The organism is Nocardia sp. NPDC050710 (assembly GCF_040654375.1).
Taxonomy (GTDB): domain Bacteria; phylum Actinomycetota; class Actinomycetes; order Mycobacteriales; family Mycobacteriaceae; genus Nocardia.
The window spans coordinates 1-20,961 of sequence record NZ_JBFAHV010000044.1 but is presented as its reverse complement, the minus strand read 5'-3'; the positions used below and the strand labels follow the sequence as shown (position 1 = coordinate 20,961).

The 20,961-nt window shown below is 66.4% G+C and carries 17 protein-coding genes and 3 pseudogenes; 10 read left to right on the top strand and 10 right to left on the bottom strand.

The window, feature by feature from the left end; genetic code table 11:
- Position 1: 1 nt before the first annotated feature.
- Positions 2–124 (top strand): annotated as a pseudogene (locus AB0H61_RS38345) (integrase core domain-containing protein); the annotation flags it as partial.
- A 428-nt stretch (positions 125–552) separates the two neighbouring features.
- Here the strand turns inward: AB0H61_RS38345 and AB0H61_RS38340 are convergent.
- The gene (locus AB0H61_RS38340; protein WP_357313675.1) at positions 553–1,482 is read right to left on the bottom strand and encodes a glycoside hydrolase family 43 protein; all 930 of its coding nucleotides are present in this window, start codon (positions 1,480–1,482) and stop codon (positions 553–555) included.
- A 29-nt stretch (positions 1,483–1,511) separates the two neighbouring features.
- On the opposite strand from AB0H61_RS38340, the gene AB0H61_RS38335 reads away from it, so the two are divergent.
- Positions 1,512–1,667: a hypothetical protein gene (locus AB0H61_RS38335; RefSeq protein WP_357313673.1), complete on the top strand. Its 156-nt coding sequence runs from the start codon at positions 1,512–1,514 to the stop codon at positions 1,665–1,667.
- A gap of 94 nt (positions 1,668–1,761) precedes the next feature.
- Here AB0H61_RS38335 and AB0H61_RS38330 read toward each other — a convergent pair whose 3' ends face one another.
- The 4 genes from AB0H61_RS38330 to AB0H61_RS38315 form a co-directional block, all read right to left on the bottom strand.
- Complete coding sequence (locus AB0H61_RS38330) at positions 1,762–3,675, bottom strand: VWA domain-containing protein (protein ID WP_357313671.1); 1,914 nt, start codon at positions 3,673–3,675, stop codon at positions 1,762–1,764.
- 132 nt (positions 3,676–3,807) lie between these two features.
- Positions 3,808–5,721 (bottom strand): VWA domain-containing protein, encoded by a 1,914-nt coding sequence (locus tag AB0H61_RS38325; RefSeq protein ID WP_357313669.1) that lies wholly within the window; start codon positions 5,719–5,721, stop codon positions 3,808–3,810.
- Between the two features lie 107 nt (positions 5,722–5,828).
- The gene (locus AB0H61_RS38320; RefSeq protein WP_357313667.1) at positions 5,829–7,562 is read right to left on the bottom strand and encodes a GMC family oxidoreductase; all 1,734 of its coding nucleotides are present in this window, start codon (positions 7,560–7,562) and stop codon (positions 5,829–5,831) included.
- Between the two features lie 105 nt (positions 7,563–7,667).
- Entirely contained in the window at positions 7,668–8,597 is a 930-nt protein-coding gene (locus tag AB0H61_RS38315) for an NAD-dependent epimerase/dehydratase family protein (RefSeq protein ID WP_357313665.1), read from the bottom strand.
- 179 nt (positions 8,598–8,776) lie between these two features.
- Between AB0H61_RS38315 and AB0H61_RS38310 the strand changes: the two genes are divergently transcribed.
- The 3 genes from AB0H61_RS38310 to AB0H61_RS38300 all read left to right on the top strand — a co-directional run bounded on the left by AB0H61_RS38310 (position 8,777) and on the right by AB0H61_RS38300 (position 12,783).
- A complete protein-coding gene (locus AB0H61_RS38310; RefSeq protein ID WP_357313663.1) occupies positions 8,777–9,487 on the top strand; it encodes a WHG domain-containing protein in 711 nt (236 codons plus the stop codon).
- Positions 9,488–9,610: 123 nt separating this feature from the next.
- Positions 9,611–11,620, top strand: a complete 2,010-nt coding sequence (locus AB0H61_RS38305) for a CocE/NonD family hydrolase (RefSeq protein ID WP_357313661.1) — start codon at positions 9,611–9,613, stop codon at positions 11,618–11,620.
- Between the two features lie 164 nt (positions 11,621–11,784).
- Complete coding sequence (locus AB0H61_RS38300) at positions 11,785–12,783, top strand: diiron oxygenase (RefSeq protein WP_357313660.1); 999 nt, start codon at positions 11,785–11,787, stop codon at positions 12,781–12,783.
- 7 nt (positions 12,784–12,790) lie between these two features.
- Here AB0H61_RS38300 and AB0H61_RS38295 read toward each other — a convergent pair whose 3' ends face one another.
- The 3 genes from AB0H61_RS38295 to AB0H61_RS38285 form a co-directional block, all read right to left on the bottom strand.
- Positions 12,791–13,519 (bottom strand): TetR/AcrR family transcriptional regulator, encoded by a 729-nt coding sequence (locus AB0H61_RS38295; protein ID WP_357313658.1) that lies wholly within the window; start codon positions 13,517–13,519, stop codon positions 12,791–12,793.
- A gap of 65 nt (positions 13,520–13,584) precedes the next feature.
- On the bottom strand, positions 13,585–14,577 hold the full coding sequence (locus AB0H61_RS38290) for a serine hydrolase (protein ID WP_357313657.1): 993 nt from the start codon (positions 14,575–14,577) through the stop codon (positions 13,585–13,587).
- Positions 14,578–14,697: 120 nt separating this feature from the next.
- A complete protein-coding gene (locus AB0H61_RS38285) occupies positions 14,698–15,294 on the bottom strand; it encodes a helix-turn-helix domain-containing protein (RefSeq protein ID WP_357313655.1) in 597 nt (198 codons plus the stop codon).
- A gap of 61 nt (positions 15,295–15,355) precedes the next feature.
- Here AB0H61_RS38285 and AB0H61_RS38280 point away from each other — a divergent pair, with 61 nt between their 5' ends.
- From AB0H61_RS38280 to AB0H61_RS38270, 3 genes are all read left to right on the top strand, one after another.
- Entirely contained in the window at positions 15,356–16,720 is a 1,365-nt protein-coding gene (locus AB0H61_RS38280) for a flavin monoamine oxidase family protein (RefSeq protein ID WP_357313653.1), read from the top strand.
- 183 nt (positions 16,721–16,903) lie between these two features.
- On the top strand, positions 16,904–17,242 hold the full coding sequence (locus AB0H61_RS38275) for an Lsr2 family protein (protein WP_357313651.1): 339 nt from the start codon (positions 16,904–16,906) through the stop codon (positions 17,240–17,242).
- A gap of 138 nt (positions 17,243–17,380) precedes the next feature.
- The gene (locus AB0H61_RS38270) at positions 17,381–17,764 is read left to right on the top strand and encodes a hypothetical protein (RefSeq protein ID WP_357313649.1); all 384 of its coding nucleotides are present in this window, start codon (positions 17,381–17,383) and stop codon (positions 17,762–17,764) included.
- 10 nt (positions 17,765–17,774) lie between these two features.
- On the opposite strand, the pseudogene AB0H61_RS38265 reads toward AB0H61_RS38270, so the two are convergent.
- Positions 17,775–18,200, bottom strand: a pseudogene (locus tag AB0H61_RS38265) (helix-turn-helix domain-containing protein); the annotation flags it as partial.
- 109 nt (positions 18,201–18,309) lie between these two features.
- Positions 18,310–18,693 (bottom strand): annotated as a pseudogene (locus tag AB0H61_RS38260) (lipase family protein); the annotation flags it as partial.
- 280 nt (positions 18,694–18,973) lie between these two features.
- Between AB0H61_RS38260 and AB0H61_RS38255 the strand changes: the two are divergent.
- Positions 18,974–19,465: an MmpS family transport accessory protein gene (locus AB0H61_RS38255; RefSeq protein ID WP_357313647.1), complete on the top strand. Its 492-nt coding sequence runs from the start codon at positions 18,974–18,976 to the stop codon at positions 19,463–19,465.
- Positions 19,466–19,650: 185 nt separating this feature from the next.
- Positions 19,651–20,658, top strand: coding sequence for a DUF2332 domain-containing protein (locus AB0H61_RS38250; protein ID WP_357313645.1), 1,008 nt, complete (start codon positions 19,651–19,653; stop codon positions 20,656–20,658).
- Positions 20,659–20,961: the final 303 nt, after the last annotated feature.

Here is a 20,961-nt window from a genome sequence, read left to right as displayed (position 1 = left end):
GGCGATGGCCGACTGGGCCGGTGAGCGGGTCGGGTTGGCGTTCATCCCACCCGGCCAGCCCTGGCGCACGGGCCACATCGAATCGTTCAACGGCCGACTTCGCGACGAATGCCTCAACATCAACAGGTCGTCGCGTGGACGCTCCGTTCGGATCGCGTTCTCGGCGGTCATGAACATACCCATCCACCACTGTCCAGTCGCGCCCTCCGGGAAACGCGTGCGGACCCAACCCTGCAACCCGTCGATGCCCGCGGCCCGCATCTGGGCATACTCATCGTCCGCCCGCCAATTTGCCACGGCGACTTCTCTTCGGTACGCGATCGTCGGCCAACCAGACCATCGTCCCCTCGGCGGTCGATTTCGGCCACCACTCACGTGGCGCCTCAACCACAGCGATAAGGCGACATCCGCTGCCCCGGCTGAAATGCAGGTCATGACAGAACCAAGGCCATCGGGTTCGTCCGAGGAGCTGAACACGGGGTCGACGGCATGTTGCTTGCCACGATGTCGATTCCGGGTCGTGCTGTCGCGGCAGCGGGCGAAGACCCGTTCTTACTCGACGTGCTGTGGTGTGGATTCGGGAAAGACAGTGCCGTGGCGGACGATTCCGGACAGTCCCGGGAGTTCCCGCGGTACGGTCCACGTGCGGAAGCTGTCGTAGCTGTCGCTGTAGAAGTATTTGCCTTCGGTGTAGGCGTCGAAGTAGATGCGCCAGCCGTCGCCGGGTAACCGGATAATCGATTGGCCTTCTCGCGGGGCACCCCAGCCTGCCCAATCGCCTACACCGATAAAGAGATACGGGCCGAGTGGGTGGGGAGCGACGGCGAGTTCGATGTATTTGGTGTTTTCGTTCTTGGCGAATGCGAAGTACCGGTCGGCGTGCTGCGCCACGGTGGTGTCGATATAGCCGAGTGAGGACGGGTCGAACGGGTTCGGTGCGAGGCCGACCATGGGTGTGAGCGCGCTCCACGATCGCAGTGAGGTATCGGCGGCGGTCATCAGGTGCGGTGTGAAACCGTGTCCGCAGGAAAGCGAGACGATGACATTGATGTGGCCTCGGTCGTCGATGAACCATTCGGGGGCCCACGTCGCCTCCACCCTCGGCAGCGGGACGGTGAAGTTGTACAGGTGTGTCCAGGTGAGGCGATCGGTACTATGCGCGAAGCCGATGATCCGGCCGTCGCCGGACGCGGTGTAGGTGAGGTAGTAGACGCCGTCGACGGTGCGGAAGATGCTCGGGTCTCGCATCAATCCAGCGGATGGTCGGTACGCCGGACCACGCAGTAGCCGGTACGTGGTCGCATCGCCGGATTCGTAGACGTACAAGTCGGTTTCGCTGCCATTGGTGAAGGCGGCCATGGTGTAGCGCATCGCCGACGCCGGTGGCTCCACCGCCGAGGCCCGCCCCGGCGATGCCGCCCCGAGTGGCACACTCGCGAGAAGTCCCAGCACAGACCTGCGGCGCAGCTTCCCTGGTGTCATCGCACGGATTATTCACGTCCCATCGCCAGGTGTTCGCGGACACGCCGCGCGGGGAGGACGAGGCGCTATTGTCCATCCGTTTCCGGGCGAAGATCGCGATCAGCGTCATGGCGGAGAAGGCAGCGTTCGCATACGGCAGCAGTTCGGGTGCGACTACGGCAGGTAGTCGTCCGGCCGTCGTTTGATCGCCGTCGGGCATAGTCGATCGTCAACATATGTGCATGCGGGCCCGATGGTCGAAACCATCGGGCCCGCAAGGTATTTCGTCGTTCGAGGAATTCAGCGGGTGCCGCGCCGGCGGAGCAGCAGAACGATCAGGATCGCGCCGACCACGACGCCGACCACGATCACGGCGGTCGCGACCCACACGATCGGCGAGTTGTCGCTGGAATCGGTAGCGCCGGAAGCCTGGGTGCTGTCATGGGCGCCGCCCGCATGATTCGCCGGTTTGCCGTTCTCCCCGAAGGTTCCGACGCGGTCAGTGCCACCCCGGTACGTCGGGCCGGACTCCGGATTGCCGGTCACCGCCAGCTCCAGTTCGATCGACACCGGTCCCGCCTTGCTCTTCTCGGCATGCGCCGGGCTGAGTTTGACGGCGATGTAGTACCAGCCGGCGACCGACTGCGCGGCGACCTTGTTATCAGCCGCTTCACGATTGCGGTAGCGAATGGGAACTGTCGCGAGCGCGGGTTCATTGGACGGCAGCACGGTCTCGGTGCCCGTATAAGCCGCGAAGTCGTCGTCGAGCTCCGAGCGATACGGCGTGTACAGCGTGGTGTTGACATTGGAGACGTATTCGCTGCCGCGGTCCGGCGTCGCCGCGTAGCGCACGCGATAGGCCAACGCTTGGCCCCAGTCCAATTTCACACGGTAGAAGACGAATTCGCCACGTTGCAGGGTGTCGGTGTAGAGGCCGGATCCGGGCAGTGCGGCCGCCACGTTGAACGATCCGCCACCGGTAACGGGTGCGGCAGGTCCGCCCGGCGTCGTGAACGCGGTCTCGGTGGACTGCGCGGCAGGGCCGCCGTCGGAGACCGCCGACTCGATGCCGACGTTCAGTTCCAGTGGCAGCTGCGTGGGCGCGTTATCGGCGACGTGGGCCCACTCCAGGCTGAAGTAGTAGCGGCCACCGCCACGGCACTTATCGGTGCTCGCACTGCCCGTTTTCGCCTGTGCCGCACCGGTCCACACCTTGGCGACGGTCAGGGCGACGCCGTCGGTCGAGCGGGTGGCCAGCTCATTTTCATAGATGTGGCAGTCGTGGCCCTCGGCGCCGTAGATCCGCAGATCGAGCCGATTATTGGCGAAGAGCGCGTCGCCACCACGTGGGAAGGAGACGGTCCCGCTGAAGTAGGCGGTCGCGCCCTCGGGCACGTCGACCGACCAGTAGCGCGGCTGCTTCTGCCCGATGGTGTCCAGGTACTGTCCGGGCGTGGCCTGCGGCGCGTTGCGATAGCTCGGCGTGCCCTCGATTCGGATACCGGCGGGTGCGTAGTTTCGCAGCGCGGTGGTCGTGACACGGGGGAGGACCTGTTCGAGGGTTTTGCCGTCGGCGGCGTCGGTGTAGGTGCCGCCGGTGGTCTGGGCGATACAGGTCAGTTGGGCGCGGGAGGCGTCGTCGACGCCGAATCCGATGGCGTGCGCGACGATCTGATTGCCTTGTTTGTTCAGTTCGCGGGCGACTTCGCACGGGTCGGGTGGTGCGCAGGTGTCCAGCCCGTCGGAGACCAGGACGATCGACCGTGGTCCGTCTTTCGGAAGTGCCTGGGCGGCGGTCCGCAGCGCGGCGCCGATCGGTGTGTATCCGCTCGGCGTGATGCCGTCGACCGCCGAGGTGAGTGCGGGCCGGTCGATCGTCTCGGCGTTGCGCAGTACCTTCACGTCTTTGCAGCCCGCGGTCTTTTCGGCATCGGTGGATCCGGTTCCGGTGCCGTAGACCGAGAGTCCGACCTTCGATGCGGCGGGCGCGGCACCGATGAATGTGCGGACCGCGTTCTTGGCCGCGTCTATTTTGGTGCCGCCGCCGGGGTCGGCGGCGAGCATCGAGCCGGAGGCGTCGAGCACCAGCATGGTCGGCGCGTATTCCGGATTGTTCTGCTGCCCAGGCGATTCCTCGGCCGTGGCGGGCGCGGCCGGAAGGAGGCCGATCACCCCCACCAAGACCACGCCGATACTTCTTGCGAGTCGCGACACGCTGACCAAACTCCCCGTTTTCTCTCCCGCCGCATCGACACAATGCGGCGAAAGAGACCTTACTGCAACGGGCGTCGCAATAATCAAGTGAATACTCGGAACGAGTATCGCAAATCGGTGCGCCGACCCCCGCTACCGAGATAGCCGCCGTCGTACCAGCACGATGACCACGCAGGCTGCCGCCCCCACGACTCCGGCGGCCACACCGGCCACGACCACGGCGTTGCCGGTCTCGGGATCATCGGTGTCCGAGGGCACTGCGACGGTGCTCGCACCCACGTCGGGCCCCGTCTGCGGCTTCTGCTCGCCGAAAATCCCGACTCCTGCGCCGCCGTCCTGATATCGCGGCCCCGGTTCGGCGGTCCCGGTGACGGCGAGCTCCAGTTCGATCGGCACCGGTGCCGCGGTGGGATCGCCGGTCAGCACGGCAGGGCTGAGTTTGACGGCGATGTAGTACCAGCCGTCGACCGACTGGCCCGCAGCCCGGCCGTCCCCGGTCTCCCGGTTGCGATACCGGACGGGGACGGTCGCGAGCGCGGACTTATTGGTCGGCAACACCTCGTGGGTGCCGGTGTAGGCGGTGCCATCGGAGGAGAGTTCCGACCGGAACGGCGAATACAGCGTGGTGTTGATATTCGATACGGCTCCGCTGCCGACTCCGGTCGTCTCTCGGAAGCGGACCCGGTACGCCAGGCCACGACCCCAGTCCAATTTCACTCGGTAGAAGACGAATTCGCCGCGTCGCAGGGTATCGGCGTAGACGCCGGAGGCGGGGAGTTCGGCCGCCACGGTGAACGATCCGCCGCCGGTCACCGGCACCGCGGGACCGCTCGGCGCGGTGAAGGTCGCCTGTGCCGTGGCCGCCGCGGGCCCGGGATCCGCGACGGACTGCTCGATGCCCGCGATCAGTTCGAGCGGCACCCGCTCGGGTGCCCCATCGGCGACATAGGCCCATTCCAGGCCGAAATAGTAGCGTCCGCCGCCCCTGCATTTGTCCTCGCTGGGACTACCGGTCTTCGCCTGGGCCGCGCCTTTCCATACGCGGGCAACGGTCAGCGCGACACCGTCGGAGGACCTGGTCGCCATCGCACTTTCACTGGTATGGCAGTCCTGGCCGTCGGCCCCGTAGACCCGCAGATCGAGGCGGTTATTGGCGAACAGGGCGTTGTCGCCGCGCGGGAAGGCTGCGGTGCCGCTGAAGTAGGCGGTCGCGCCAGCCGGGACATCGATGGCGTAAAAGCGTTGCCGCTTATGGCCGATGGTGTCCAGATACTGGCCGGGCGAGGTCACCGGCGCGCTGCGGTAGTCGGTGCCGCCTTCGATACGGATACCGGCGGGTGCGTAGGTACGCAGCGCGGTGGTCGTGACACGGGGGAGGACCTGTTCGAGGGTTTTGCCGTCGGCGGCGTCGGTGTAGGTGCCGCCGGTGGTCTGGGCGATACAGGTCAGTTGGGCGCGGGAGGCGTCGTCGACGCCGAATCCGATGGCGTGCGCGACGATCTGATTGCCTTGTTTGTTCAGTTCGCGGGCGACTTCGCACGGGTCGGGTGGTGCGCAGGTGTCCAGCCCGTCGGAGACCAGGACGATCGACCGTGGTCCGTCTTTCGGAAGTGCCTGGGCGGCGGTCCGCAGCGCGGCGCCGATCGGTGTGTATCCGCTCGGCGTGATGCCGTCGACCGCCGAGGTGAGTGCGGGCCGGTCGATCGTCTCGGCGTTGCGCAGTACCTTCACGTCTTTGCAGCCCGCGGTCTTTTCGGCATCGGTGGATCCGGTTCCGGTGCCGTAGACCGAGAGTCCGACCTTCGATGCGGCGGGCGCGGCACCGATGAATGTGCGGACCGCGTTCTTGGCCGCGTCTATTTTGGTGCCGCCGCCGGGGTCGGCGGCGAGCATCGAGCCGGAGGCGTCGAGCACCAGCATGGTCGGCGCGTATTCCGGATTGCTCTGCCGCCCGGGCGATTGCTGGGCGAGAGCGGGAGCGGCGATCGGAACCGCGCCGATCACCGCCACCGCGGCCAGCGCCATGAACTTCGTGAATCGCGCCATACGAATTTCCGCTCGTTTCCGCCGTGTCCGGGCATGCGACGGGAAACGACCCTACTGCAACGACTTTCGCGGCAGTACGTGGGGAACTCGGTGGGGCGGGATCGGTATCACCCGGCGGCGGGTGCCTCCTCGGCGGTGCTGCGGATCTGCACGATCGGCAGCATCAGCGCCGCGGGCGAACCGGCGGGCACCACCGGCTGCGCCGGGGCCACCGGCGAAATACGCCGGTACCCGGTCTCCTGCGGTGGCCGGGTGTCCTGCTCGCCCTTATTCGGCCAGTACGCCGCGGCCCGTTCGGCCTGCGCGGTAATGGTGAGCGACGGATTCACCCCGAGGTTCGCCGAGACCGCCGCGCCATCCACCACGCTGAGCGTCGGATAGCCGTAGACACGGTGGTAGGCGTCGATCACACCGTGCTCGGCATCCGCGCCGATCGCGGCGCCGCCGAGGAAGTGCGCGGTGAGCGGGATATTGAAGATCTCGCCCCAGCTGCCGCCCGCGATGCCGCCGATCTGGTCGGCGACCCGCCGGGTCACGTCGTTGCCGACCGGGATCCAGGTCGGATTCGGTTCGCCGTGGCCCTGTTTGCTGGTCAGCTTGCGACCGAACAGCCCCCGCTTGGTGTAGGTGGTGATCGAGTTGTCGAGGTGCTGCATCACCAGCGAGATGATGGTGCGCTCACTCCAGTTCTTGGTGCTCAGGAAGGTGATCAGCTGCATCGGGTGACGCAGCACCAGGCCGAGGAATCGCAGCCAGCGTGGGATCCGGCCACCGCCATCCACCATGAGCGTCTGCAACAGGCCCATGGCATTGGAGCCCTTGCCGTAGCGAACCGGCTCGATATGGGTGTCCGGGGTCGGGTGGATCGACGAGGTGATGGCGACACCCTTGGTGAAATCGACACCGGGCGTGACCTTCCTGGTCGCGGCGCCGACGATCGATTCGGAGTTGGTGCGGGTGAGCACGCCGAGGCGGTCCGACAGCTTCGGCAACACCCCCTGGTCGCGCATCGCGAACAGCAGCTTCTGGGTGCCCCGGGTGCCCGCCGCGAGGACGACGTGTGCGGCGGTAAAGGTTTTGGGCTGCTTGCGCACCCATGCGCCGGTGCGGGCGGTCGATACGTCCCAGGTGCCGTCCGGCAGCGGCCGGAGCCCGGTCACCGTGGTCATCGGAACTACCTGTGCCCCGGCCAGTTCGGCGAGGTACAGGTAGTTCTTGACGAGGGTGTTCTTGGCGCCGTACTTGCAGCCCACCATGCAGTCGCCGCATTCCACGCAGCCGGTGCGTTCGGGGCCGACGCCGCCGAAGTAGGGGTCGGACACGGTCTTTCCGGGTTCGCCGAAGAACACACCGACCGGTGTCTGCACGAAGGTATCGCCGACGCCCATATCGTCGGCGACCTTCTTGAATACCTCGTCGGCGGGGGTCATATGCGGATTGCGGACCACGCCGAGCATCTTCTGCGCCTGCTCGTAATACGGGGTGAGTTCGGCGCGCCAGTCGGTGATGTCACGCCATTGCGCGTCCTGGAAGAACGGCTCCGGCGGCACGTAGAGGGTGTTGGCGTAGTTCAGCGATCCGCCACCGACACCCGCGCCGCCGAGAATCAGCACATCGCGCAGCAGATGGATGCGCTGGATGCCATAGCAGCCCAGTGCGGGCGCCCATAGGAACTTGCGCAGATCCCAGCTGGTCCGGGGTAGCTCGTCGTCGGCGAAGCGTCGCCCGGCCTCCAAGATGCCCACCCTGTAACCCTTTTCCACCAGCCGCAGTGCCGTGACGCTGCCGCCGAACCCCGAACCGACGATGAGTACGTCGAAATCCGTCGCCCGCTGGTCCATGTGGAACTCCTCGATCGTGTCGCCAGTGACTGAGGTAACACTACTCCCCAGTAGGTTCCGCTTCACAACGGGCGGTCGCGGCGGGCAGCGGCATGGTGGCGCCGGTCAGAGTTGGGTCTTCCACCATGCGACGGTTTCGGAGATGGCCTGATCGAGGGGAGTGGGTGCCATGCCGAGTGCGGCTTCGCTCGCCGTCGAGTCGAGCACGAACGGGCGATCGAGCTGGTAGCCGATCTCGGCGAGTTCGCGCATGAGCTCGCTGCCGAGCCCGAGCATCCGCATCAACACGACCGGTGCGGCCATGATCTTCGGTTCGGGAACGCCTGCGGCGGCGGCGATGGCCCCGTAGATCTCGCGCTGGGTACGTGCGGGCGCGGTAGGCGCGTGCAGAACGGAGTCCCAGACGGATTCGTCCGCGGCGGCGCGGATCATGGCGGCGGCGAGGTCGGGGACATAGGTGACCGAATGGGGAAGGTCGAGCTTGCCGAACGCCTTGACGGATGTGCCCGCCAGGATCGCCGCGAAGACCTGCTCGCCCACCAGCGCACTGCGCACATACGGGCCGAGGAAGTCCGCGGCGGCGACGCTCACCGTCGGGGTCGTATGCGCGTCACGGGCGCGCAGCAGTTCGGCCCGCACCGCTGGCTTGCCGAAATCGCCGGTGCGCGGTGAGTTTTCGGTGATGGGGCCGCTCACCCGGCCGTAGGAGTAGAGGCTCTCCGGGAATGTCACCACCGCCCCCACTCGGCCCGCTTCGTCCAGGACCGCCCGCTCGGCCCGGGGGAGCTCGGCCCGCCAGACCTTCGCGGCATAGCGCGAACCGTGAATGCAGTGGTGGACCGCCGTCGCCTCGTCGAACTGTCCCGAAAGCTGTTCCGCCTGGGACACATTCACCCGGCGACGCTCGATCAGCGGGTGGTCCGGTCCGCTACCTGATCGGGTGAGTATGCGGACCCGACGGCCCGCGGCGGCCAGTTGTTCGGCGACGGTGGTGCCGACCGGGCCCGCTCCGGTGACGATGTGCAGCTCGGACATGGTGAAGCCTCTTTTCCCGGGTAGGTCCCGACGCTGGCTGGGCCGCCCTGTCGGTGGCGACCCCAACTATTCGAGAGCGGTGCTCTCTATGAACATCAGCATGCGCCGGGTGTGCATAAAAGTCAAGAGCAGTGCTCTCAATAGTTGACATCGCTCTCATGGGCGAGCATGGTGTCGGTATGCCGACAACACCTCGCGCCCGCGCCCGCGCCCAGACCATGGAGGACATCGTTCGGATCGGACGCGAACACTTGGCAACCGACGGTGCCGCGGCGTTGTCGCTGCGCGCTGTCGCCCGCGACCTCGGCGTCGTCTCCTCGGCCGTCTACCGCTACGTCCGCAGCCGCGACGAACTGCTGACGCTGCTGGTAGTGGACGGATACAACGCGCTCGGGGATGCCGTCGACGCCGCGCTCGAGGCGGCCCCCGACGATCCGACCGAACAGCTGCGGGTGCTCGGCCGCGCCGTGCTCGGCTGGGCGCGCGCCGAACCCGCCCGCTACGGGCTACTTTTCGGCACGCCGGTGCCCGGCTACGACGCACCCGCGGAGCAGACCACCGCGCCCGGCACCCGGGTCATTGTCGCCATGCAGACTCTCTTCGCCCGCGCCTACGCCCGCGGACTGCTCACTCCGCCCGACCCGCTGCCGCGTGTATCCGGTGCGCTCGCAGCGAGTTTCGCCGCCATCCGGGACGAATTCGCGCTCGACGTACCGGACTGGCTGCTCGCCCGCGGCGTCACCGTCTGGCCCGCGCTGTTCGGCGCGGTCACCTTCGACGTCTTCGATCAGTACGGCCCCGATACCTTTGCCGATCGGGACGAGCTGTTCGAACTTCAGCTCGACGGTTTCCTGGACATGCTCGGGTTCCGTCGCCGAAGCGGGACGTGACCCAGACAACTGTTGCCCCGGATTGTGCGCGCGGTTACAGTTACCCGCCAGTAAGGCAGGCGGTGTCGAAGGTGACGCCGAATTGAGCGGGGAATCATGAACAGACGGCGTCGTCTTGTCCGGATGGCTGCCACCGGGGTGGTGGCGGTTGTTGCGATCAGTACCGGCCTGGTGTCGGCGCAATACGGGCAGGCGGAGCCGGACGGGGGCGCGCTCGGTGCGCAGTGGACCGCGACACACGATGGGCCACGCGTCTATCCGAATGTGCATATCGACTGGGATGTGCCGATCGCCATGAGCGACGGCACCGTCTTGAAGGGGAATGTGTACCGGCCCGCCGATGCCGCGGGCCGGGCGATCGACGAGCAGACGCCGACCATCGTCAACCTGACCCCGTATACGAAACTCACCTCGAATCTCGCGGATTCGGCACTGAGCACTCCGGTGCTCGGTGATGCGCTGATGGACCTGTTCCGCAACTTCGATCTCTCGGGACTGGGCCTTGGCGGCATCACCGAGATGACCAAGGCGCTGCCCGCCGGTGTCGGCCGCGCCTTCGGGGTGGATCGCAAACTCGTGCAGAGCGGATACACCCAGGTAGTCGTGGATGTCCGTGGAACCGGGTTCTCCCAAGGGATCTGGCAGGTTTTCGGGGAGCGCGAACAGCAGGACGGCGTCGAAGTCGTGAATTGGGCCGCGGGCCAATCCTGGTCGAACGGCAAGGTCGGAATGAACGGCATCTCGTACTCGGCCATCAACCAATTGCAGACCGCCGAGCGCCGTCCGGACGCCTTGCGGGCCATCTTCCCGATCGTGCCGGGCAGCGACCTGCTGCGCGATATCGCCGCCACCGGTGGCGGCGTCGGTGTCGGCTTCCTGCCGCTGTGGCTGCTCGCGGTCAACGGCACCAAGCTGATTCCGGATGTGCAGTCCGTGCTCACCGGCACCTTCGACTGGAAGTGGTTGGCCGATCGGGTGCAGGACCCGATGACCTTCTTCCACTATCTGATCGCGGCACTGACGGTGCCCAGCGTCGACGAGATTCCCGAGAATCTGGTGAGCCTGCTCCAGGACGGCACCCCGATCCGCAATGCCTGGCTCGGGCATCCGGAGCGGATCGATATTCCCACCTTCGTCTACGGCGGCTGGCACGATATCTTCACGTACTCCTCGCCCCGGGTTTTCAACGCGGTCGATGTCCCCGCCGGTCAGAAGAAGCTGATCATGGGCGATACCTACCACCTCACCACCGGCAGCGGTCTCGGCCTACCCGGCGGACCGCCGCGGCTGGATGTGCTGCAGCGCGCGTGGTTCGACAGATGGCTGAAGGATATCGACAACGGCATCGACTCCTACGATGACGTGACCATGTGGCAGCAGGGCGGCGGTTGGTCCAGTAGCGCCGAATTCCCGCGCGCCGGAGCCGATTACCGGCGGTTGTACTTCGATGCGGCGTCCTCGGGCACCGCGCGTAGCGTGCACGACGGCACGCTGGCCGCCGCTCCCGCCGGACCCGCGCGCCTCACCGTCGCGCCCGGTCTGCTCGGCCTGTGCTCCCGTGATTCGGCCACCGGCACCGCGGGCGCCACCGCCGCGCTGGATATTTGCGCCAAGGACGCTCGCATCAGCGAGGCCGAGGCGCTGACCTTCACCAGCGCCCCGGTCGCCGAACCGACCGTGATCTCCGGACCCATTGCCGCCCACCTGAATACGGTCCTCGACGCCACCGACGGCTACTGGTCGGTGACCGTCAACGACGTCGCCCCCGACGGTCGTTCGACCGTCTGGACCAGCGGGCAACTCCAGGCGTCGCTTCGGATGGTCGACGACGCCAAGTCCGGTCGCTCGCCCAATGGCGACTACACCGACCCCTATCCCATCCTCACCCTCGCCACCCGCCAGCCGATGGTTCCCGGCGAACCCACGACGGTCGATATCGGCTTGCCCGCCACCGACGGTGTCCTGCTACCCGGCCACCGACTGCGTGTCGACATCTTCGCCCTCAATCTCCCGCGCGGACTTCCATTGCGGCCCTTGCTGAACGAAAGCGGGCTCGCGCCCCAACACCTCGAACTCGACCCGAACCGCCCGAGCTGGATCAATATCCCGGTCCTCGGCAATCCCGGCTGGTGAACGGCCGCGCTCTGTGCGCCGTCGTCCACGTGGAACCGACCTCGGGGTCGCGTCCGTTCGCCCCTAGGTATTGTCTGGGACCGTGAGTCCCAGATATTCTGGGTGCCCGCGCGGAGTTGCGCACCGCCGCCGACACTGTCGCCGGCCGGAACGAGGAGGCATCGATGACGCTGTCCGAATCGGTTCGCACCGAACTGTTCGACGAGGGCTATCGGGAGACGCTGTCGACCCTGTCGGAGGGGTCGGTGCACCGGAATTTCGATCCGTATGTGGATATCGATTGGGACGGACCGGAATTCGCGATCGATCCGTGTGATCCACGCTGGGTCCTGTCCCCGGAGTTCGACCCGCTCGGCGCGACCCGGTGGTACCGGGAGCTGCCGATCGAACGGCAGATCGAGATCGGCAAGTGGCGCACCGCGAATGTGATCAAGGTCGGCGCGGCCTTCGAGAGCGTGCTGATCCGCGGAATGATGCAGTACATCATGAAGCTGCCGAACGGGGCGCCCGAGTTCCGGTACTGCCTGCACGAGATGACCGAAGAGTGCAACCACATCCAGATGTTCCAGGAGTTGGTGAATCGGATCGGGGTGGACGTGCCGGGGATGCGACCGCTTTTCCGGGCACTGTCGCCGTTCATCGGTGTCGCGGGCGGATACGCGCATGTCATCCTGTTCATCGGCATCCTCGGCGGTGAGGAGCCGATCGACCACTACCAGAAGGCGATCATCCGCGACGGCGGGAACATACCCCCGGCGGTGCTGCGCACCATGGAGATTCATATCGCCGAGGAGGCCAGGCATATCTCCTTCGCCAACGAATTCCTCGAGGCCCATATCGAACGCATGAGACTGCCGGGTAAGGCCGTCTCCGCGTTGGCCTTTCCGCTCGCCATGCGCTGGCTGGCCGGGGAGATCATGGCGCCGCCGAAATCGTTCGCCGAACGCTTCGATATCCCGGAAGAGGTGATGCGGGAGGCGTTCTGGAGTGGGCCGGAGCAGCGGCGGATCCTCGCGGGCTACTTCGGTGATGTGCGCAAACTCGCGGGCGAACTCGGGCTGCTGAATCCGGTCACGAAGCGACTGTGGTCGATGCTGCATATCGATGGTCCGCCGTCGCGCTACCGCAGCGAACCCGAGCGGGGGAGGCGAGCGGTCGCCTGAGCGCCGATCAGCTGTCGGCCGGGGCCAGCTGGTTCAGCACGGTCAGCAGTGGCTGGTCGGGATCGAGAACGAGCCGGTGGGCCCGGGCGACTCCGTCGAGGACGCTCCACGCGTAGTTCGCGAGTTCGGCGACCAGCCGGTCCCGGCCTAGCGCCGGTTCGGGATCGTGCGACCAACGGGTGACGGAGGCCTCTGTCATCGACACGATGGCGAAGGTCATCGTGTCGACCACCGGCTCGTCCACCACCCCGACGACTCCGGCGAGCCCGGAGACGAGCAGGCGGGTCCGGGCGGCGATGGTCGTTTTGAGGCTGCTCATCGCATCGAGATCATCGGCGTCGCCGACGGCGGGTCCGCGCCGCAGGAAATCGTGCAGGCGCGGGTGTCGTTCGATCCAGTCGACCACCGCGCCGATGGTGCGGTGCAGGATTTCGTGGATCGAGCCGTCGGAGATGTCGAGTGCGGCGTCGAGCGTATCGGTGAACTGTTCGCAGATGGCGGTCCTGGTTCGCCGGTCCAACTCGTCGCGGCCGGAAAACTGCCGGTACACCACCGATTTCGAGAATCCGGCCCGCTCGGTGAGCTGTGGCATCGGGACCTCGGCCCCGGCGGGCCCCTCCTCGAGCAGTTCGATCATCGCCTGCACGATGCGTTCCCGTCGCCGATCGTTATGCGGCTGCCACCGCGCCTGCCTACCACCGAGGGGCGGTGATTCGGGTGACGAGGAGACCGGCACGGCTCGAGTCTAGAACACCGACCCGTGCCCGGCGGTGATCATCACCCGGCCCGAACGGCCGACTATCAGCCGTGACCGCCGTCGGAGTGGGACAGCGCGGCCACCCGCGGATCTATGGCCGCGCCCAGCGGGGACAGCAGGTCGTAGGCGTCGAGCATGGTCCGACCCAGGGTCGCGTGTGCGGTAACGACGGGGTTGGTCGCGCCGTAATTATCGGGATCGGGCACCTGGTCGGCGAAATAGGAATAGACCAGCAGCGGCGCGCCGTTCCGGTCGAATACCAGGCCGGTCTCGTGCCGTTTGTCGTCCAGTGCACCGTGTTTGGTGCCGATCCTGGCGCGTTCGGCCGAGGACATGTTCCGGCGGATACCGTCGGTGTATCCGACCGACGGCCAGGTCATGATTCGCAGTAGCGCGGCCGTCGAGGCGGGGGAGAGCAGCTTCCCGGTGATCAGTCGATAGAGCAGGTCGTTGTTCTCCCGCGGTGTGGTGTAGCCCAGGTAGAAGCGTCGCCCACCCGGAATCGGCTCCACCCGGGTCGCGGTGAAACCCAGGCGTTGCAGGATCTCGTTGATCTGTTCGCCGGTGAGCAATTCCGAGAGCAGCCGCACCGCGGTGTTATCGGAGACCTGCAGCATGGCGGTGAGGATATTCGAGACGGTGAGCTGGTCGCCGTAGGCGACCTGGTTGAGATAGATGCCGCTGCCCGGCGCGATATGGTCCGCGGTGAGGGTCAGCCGGTCCGAGAGGGTGAAAGCGCCCGCGTCGACCTCGCTCAGGACGGCCACCGCGATCGCGAGCTTCTGCACGCTGCCCGCCTCGATGACGAAGTCACCGTCGTCGTCGATCGCGGAAAGGGGTTGTCCGGTCGACAGATCGGTGACCACCGTATGCCATCGCCCGCAGGCCGCCGCGGTGGCGACGTGGTAGACGCCGGCGAGCGTACCGCCCGCCGGTGTCGCGGCGGCGGAGATCGGCTGCCCCGCGATGCCGACCAGGACGGGCACCGCGACGGCACCCTTCATGAAGGCTCGGCGACCTGATCGTCCGTCGTTCATCGGCACCTTTCGTCGGAGCGCCTGCGTCGGTTCGGCACGGGTCGCTGTTCCGATCGGAATCATATTGGGGTGCACGACGATCAGCGGCCGGGACTCGCGCACTACCGAATCCGTCCGGTCCTAGGCCGGTTTGGTGCCGAGGCCGCCGAGGAGGTCGCGGATCAGGCGGGTGGCCGCGGCCCGGGCCCGGTCAGGGTCGTCGTCGTCCGCGATGGTCAGCGAGAGTTCGGTCAGGGCGCCGTAGAACGCGCTGGCGAGGAGTTCGACGGGGTGCGCCCGGATCAGCTCGGCGTCCAGCAGTGCGCGCACCGCGTCCGTGACCAATCCACCCAGGTGGCGTTGGTCCAGTTCGCGCCATCGCTGCCAGCCGAGCGCGATCGGGCCCTGTAGCAGCACGATCTGGCGATAGTCGCGCTCGGCGCAGACGTCGAGGAACTCCGCAACGCCGCGCTCGGCGCGCTCGAACGGATCCGAGGTGGTGCCGATGGCTTCGCGGATCCGCTGGGCCGCCTGTGTTTCCAGGTCGTTCACCACGGCTTCGAAGAGCCCGCGCTTGCCATCGAAATGGTGGTAGAGCGCGCCGCGGGTGAGGCCGGCGGTGCGTACCAGCTCCTCCGCCGAGAGATCCGCGTAGTCGCGTTCGGCGAAGAGTCGCAGTGCGGTGTCGAGCAGCGTCTGACGGGTGCTCTCCGCGTATTTTTCCCGAACCGACTCCATGCGCTATGAATATCACATACAGTGTGTATGTCAGATACAATGCGTATATCAGGTGGTCGTGATGGAGAAATCGGTGGACGTCGTAGTCGTGGGCGCCGGGATCGCGGGGCTGGTGGCCGCCCGTGAGCTGGTCCGGGACGGGCACGACGTATTGGTGCTCGAGGCGCGGGACCGCGTCGGTGGACGGCTGCTCAATGGCGAACTCCCCGGCGGGGCGCCGATCGAGGTCGGCGGACAGTGGGTCGGGCCAGGACAGGACCGGGTGCTCGGGCTGATCGGCGAGCTCGGCCTTGCCACCTATCCCACGCATACCGAAGGGCGTCACATCGCCGAAATCGGTACGTCCCGATCGGAATACCGGGGTCGAATTCCCGGACTGAACCCCCTTGCGCTCGCCGACGTCGCACAGGCGCAGTGGCGACTGGATCGCTTGGCCCGCCGGGTCGCGGCGCGCGAGCCCTGGCTGGCCGAACACGCCGAACGGCTCGACGCGCAGACCTTCGACACCTGGGTGCGGCGGACCGCGTACACCTCCGGCGGCCGCGCCTTCCTCCGGCTGATCACCGAGGCGGTGTTCTCGGCGGAGCCGGCGGATCTGTCCGCCCTGTGGGCGGCCTTCTACGTGGGCGCGGCGGGAGGGGTGGACGCGCTGATCAATACCGCGGGTGGGGCGCAACAGGATCGGATCGTCGGTGGTTCGCAGCGTATTGCCGTGGCCATGGCCGAGGAACTCGGCGATCGGATCGTACTCGACGCGCCGGTCGCCGAGATCGACTGGGGTGGTCCCGGTGTGCGCGTCGTCGCGGGCGGTGCCACGGTCCGGGCGCGCCACGCGGTGATCGCGGTCCCGCCGCCGCTGGCCGCACGGATCCGGTTCAGCCCGGGCCTGCCCGGGGATCGAGACCAGTTGGTACAGCGCATGCCGATGGGCCGGGTGATCAAGGTCAATGTCGCCTACAATGAACCGTTCTGGCGTCGCGACGGATTCAGCGGACAGGCCAATAGCGACCACCGCCCGCTGGGCACCGTCTTCGACAACACCCCGCCCGGTGGCGCGCCCGGTGTCCTCGTCGGATTCCTGGAGGGCAGGCACGCCGATCTCGGCGCCCGCATGGATCCCGCCGCCCGGCGCGATCGGGTGGTGGCCGACCTGGTCGGTTACTTCGGGCCGCGCGCCGGGCATCCGATCGCCTATATCGAACGCGACTGGGCCGAAGAGGAATTCAGCCGCGGCTGCTATGGCGCGTTCACCGCGCCGTCGACCCTGACCCGTTTCGGTCCCGCGCTGCGTGCGCCGGTCGGTCCGCTGCATTGGGCGGGCACCGAAACCGCTACGCGCTGGGCGGGTTATATGGACGGCGCCGTGGAATCCGGTCAGCGCGTGGCTCGCGAAATCGCGCCCGTACGCAGCCGCTCCGTGCCGTAGCGGGCTGCGGAATCGGGAAGACATCGGCGCGTCGTGGAGCCCCGTCGTCGACGCAACGTGGGCAATGACATAGTTTGAACCGTCGAGCTGAACGCGAGCCGTTCGCGCCCGCGCGCTATTCTGCTGACAGCATCACGGCGAAAACACCTAATACGTTGCGCAATAAGACACGAGGGGGCTTCTATGGCCGAGAAGGTAACCGTCACCCTGGTCGACGACTATGACGGGACCTCCGTCGCCGACGAAACCGTTCAATTCTCGCTCGATGGCACCGATTACGAAATCGATCTTTCCACTCCGAACGCAACCGAGTTGCGCGGTTCGCTGGCGCGGTGGGTGGAAAAGGCGCGTCGCACCGGTGGCCGAAGGAAGCGGTCGGCTACTCTGCCCGTGACCTCGGCGGCCGATCGTGAACGCAGCGCCATTATTCGGGATTGGGCGCGTCAGAACGGCCATCCGGTATCGGCTCGCGGTCGTGTGGCCGCCGGAGTTGTCGAGGCTTACGAGCGAGCCACCGCCTGACGGTTCCGAACTGGGACTTATCACAAACGATGTCCGTCCCGATTCGGGCGTTTGCTCGAGTCGGGGCGTCGGGACGAATGCTGATGTCCGCCGCCACTAACGTCGGGTACCGAGGTTGCCGCAGGCGGAGGGAGTGCGATGAATGCGGACAGCGCGCAGGATTCCGAATCGGCACCCTGTCGGCCGTGCGTCATCGGGCAGGTTGGAGCCGACTTCTCCGCGGCATTTCGCGAAGGACTCGATCGGGCCATCGCGATACTCGATGATCTCGACGAATCGGGTGTCGTGCTGGCCCGCCTGGAATTGGCGGCCGCGCAGGGTGCGCGCGATGGAGTACCGATCGAGGTGGTCCAGCACGCTGTGCGTGAAAGCGTGCAGACGTCTTTCGGTCTGGTCGAACCGAGTGCGTCCCACACCATTTCGGGTGTGCGGGTGGACGGCGTCCACATGGTGGAAGTACTCGAGTTATTGACGGCCGCGGTATCGCGGGCCTACGGAATGCACAGCCGGACAGCGGAGTGACCCGCCGCGGTCACGTCGTTCGATAGGCGCGGGCTACCAGAGCCGACCGCAAATGCCAGAGGCCCGATGGTTGAGTGGGGTCGAACCCTATCAATGCGCCGATTCAGCCGATAATCGATGGCGTTGGTATGGACGTGCATCAGTCGGGCGGTGCGCTGCCGGTTGAGATTGTTGCCGATGTGCGGTCGCAGGATGTCCAGCAGATCGGGGTGATCGTCCAACGGGTCGAGCAGTGAACCAAGATATTCGCGACCGAGTCCGGGCCGGGTGAGCTGATATTCCAGCGCCATCTCCTCGAATCGGTAGCGCCCGCTCGCACATTGCAGGCGCTGCACCATATCGAGTACTTCGTGCGCCTGGCCGGGGCCCGCGGGATCTGCTCGGCGCTCGCCTCGACGACGGCCGTCGTGATCGGGACTTGCGCGACGGCCGACAGCGTGCGCTCGTCGATGCCGCCGGAGTCGACGAACTCGTGGGAACAGCGGTGACGATCGCGCGCTGACCGCATTCCGGCGATGTCGAAATGCCTGGCCGAGCAGGCCGGGTCAGCAGCGGACCGGGGCGGGATCACCGCGGAAGCGGGCCTCGATGAAGTTCCATGCCTCGGGCAATCTGGCGATCGCGGTGGTCAGATGCTCGGCGATCGGGTAGCGGGCGAAGGTGAGTGGTACACCTTCGTGGCCATACCATGCGACGACATCGGCAACGGCGTCGAACGGGTGTATTCGCGCTCGAGTCCCATCGCTGCCGCGAAGGCCAGTCCGAGGCCGGGGTGCGGACCGAATCCGACGCCGAGCGCAATCTGCTCCAGGTCGGCGGGAATGCTGCCCGCCGCGACACCCGCGAGCTCAGATCCGGTGCGTAGCTGGGCTGTAGCGCCGCGGCCAGGCTGTGGCCATGCCGCCGCCGGAGTAGCCCGCGAGCGCGACGGATTGCATTTGGTGCCAAGCGAATTGATCAGCGACCTGATAGGAGACCAGCGGCGGCCGGCCGCGTGACCCCCGCCGGGCGGACAGAGTTGTGAAAACGCATATCCGCGAAACGTTCTCGTCGTTCGACGACCCAGCATTGGCCGAAAACGGCGAGTCACTCCGGTGCGTTCACCTAAGGTCCGATCGTTGGATGGCGGTGATGGAGGAGTTCAGTTGGCCAGAGTTGGATGGTGGTCGGCCGAGATCGGTGGCTCCGGCACGGACGCCCGCTGAATCGATGGCGGCATCGAAACAATTGTGGCCGGGGCAGCTGCCCGACGCGGGTCCGCCGGACCCGAACCGGCGCATGTCGCTCCGCGACCGCCCGAGCGTCGCGGTGGTCATAGGTTGCGTGCTTCTCGTCGGTATCGGGGTGCTGACGATGGGCGTCGGATATGCCGCCTACTCCGCCGGTGCGCGGGAGCTGGCGGCGCCGGTAGAGATCCGGACCGGAACGGCGACCGTCCTGTACGAAGTCACCGCGACAGCGGGGAGCGCCCACAGCATCGCCTACGTCGGCGGAGACAACAGTCTGCAAATGGAGGTGGCCGTCGTACTCCCGTGGTCGAAACGGGTCGTCAACACTGCGGCGACACCGATCACCGGTCTGAACGTGCAGCGCAACGGTTTCGGCGACATCACCTGCCGGATCACGGTGAACGGAAGGATCAAGGCGGAGCAGACGGCTTCCGGCCTGTACGCCGTTGTCAACTGCAACGCGAGCGGGTGACGTCGACCTCCGCGTCGCCATCGGGATGCCGATGTCCGGTACTTCGGTTCCGGACGACGGAGATTCACCGATCCCGTGGAGGCGCAGGCCGTTTCCAAGACATGACGCTGCGCACCATGCTGCTTTCCACGGCGTGGGGTGATCAGAGTCCTTTGCTACCTTCAGCCGGGGCAACTTGATCATGGTTGCCGACGCCGAGGAACCGTGCGGGGGGATCGTTGAATACAGCTGAGCTCTACCAGTTTTTCGGCGACTACGAGGTTCGGGGCCATTCTCCCTGCTACGAGCAGTGGTGTCGCGGAATCGCCGGAGACGCTGATGTTCTCGCACTGATAGAACAGTTGCCACAAGAAAAACGGCAACCGAATCTAATCTTGGGTGCGGCCCGCTACCGCGGTGTCGAACCATCGGACTACCCGGACTTCAAAGCCTGGCTGACCGAACACTGGGATCGCGTAGCCGAAGTGGCGTTGGTCCAGCGCACCCAAACCAACGAGCCCGGGCGTGCGGCCGTCCTGCTTCCAGTGCTAGCGCAACTGTCAGGACCGCTCTCGCTGATCGAGGTCGGCGCCTCGGCGGGACTGTGCCTCTATCCGGACCGCTACAGCTATCGCTATGACAACGGGATGTCGATCGACCCGGTCGATGATGTGTCGTCAGTCGTGTTGTCCTGCACGACATCTGGGAATCCACCGCTGCCGATCGAACTCCCGACAGTTGTGTGGCGGGCTGGCGTGGATCTGAATCCCCTCGACGTCAACGATGTTGACGACATGCGCTGGCTCGAGAGCTTGGTCTGGCCAGAGCAGCAGCATCGGCTGCAGCGACTGCGTGACGCGGCCGCCATCGCTCGGCTGGATCCGCCGAACATACTCGCGGGTGACCTCGTTGACTCTGTGGCGGACCTGGTCGTTGCAGCCCCGCCGGATTCCACCGCCGTCGTGTTCGGGAGCGCCGTGCTCGCCTACCTCGACCCGGAATCGCGACGTGTGTTCGAACAGACGGTGCGCGAACTTCAGTGTCATTGGATCGCCAACGAGGGCGCAGGTGTCATTGCATCGGTCGCCGCACGACTCCCTGAGCCGACCAACAGGACTCGTGGCCGGTTCGCGCTCAGCCTCGACGGCGAACCGCTCGCCTACGCGGGCGCGCACGGGCAATCGTTGGACTGGCTCAACGGCACCGTGACCTAGACGTTGAAAGCAGCATGGGATGTGCGTTTTCCGAAACGTTTGTTGAACACCGTTGTTGCTCAGTCATTCCGGTGTGACTCGCAGCGATAGGTGGCGCTGTTCTCGCAGTGGCAGGTGGCACCGCTGGAAGCCGCCCGTCCTGTTGGACTGCATCCGTTCTCGAACGCCTCTGTGTGGTGCCGAATGGCGCGCTTGCTGTCGCCATTCGGCTAGGGTCCGTCCTCAAAGTTGGTGTGATTGATGTGCTTTGATTCTCGGTTGTGGTGCGTAGGCACGAGTTGAGCGAGGAGCAGTGGCGGGTGA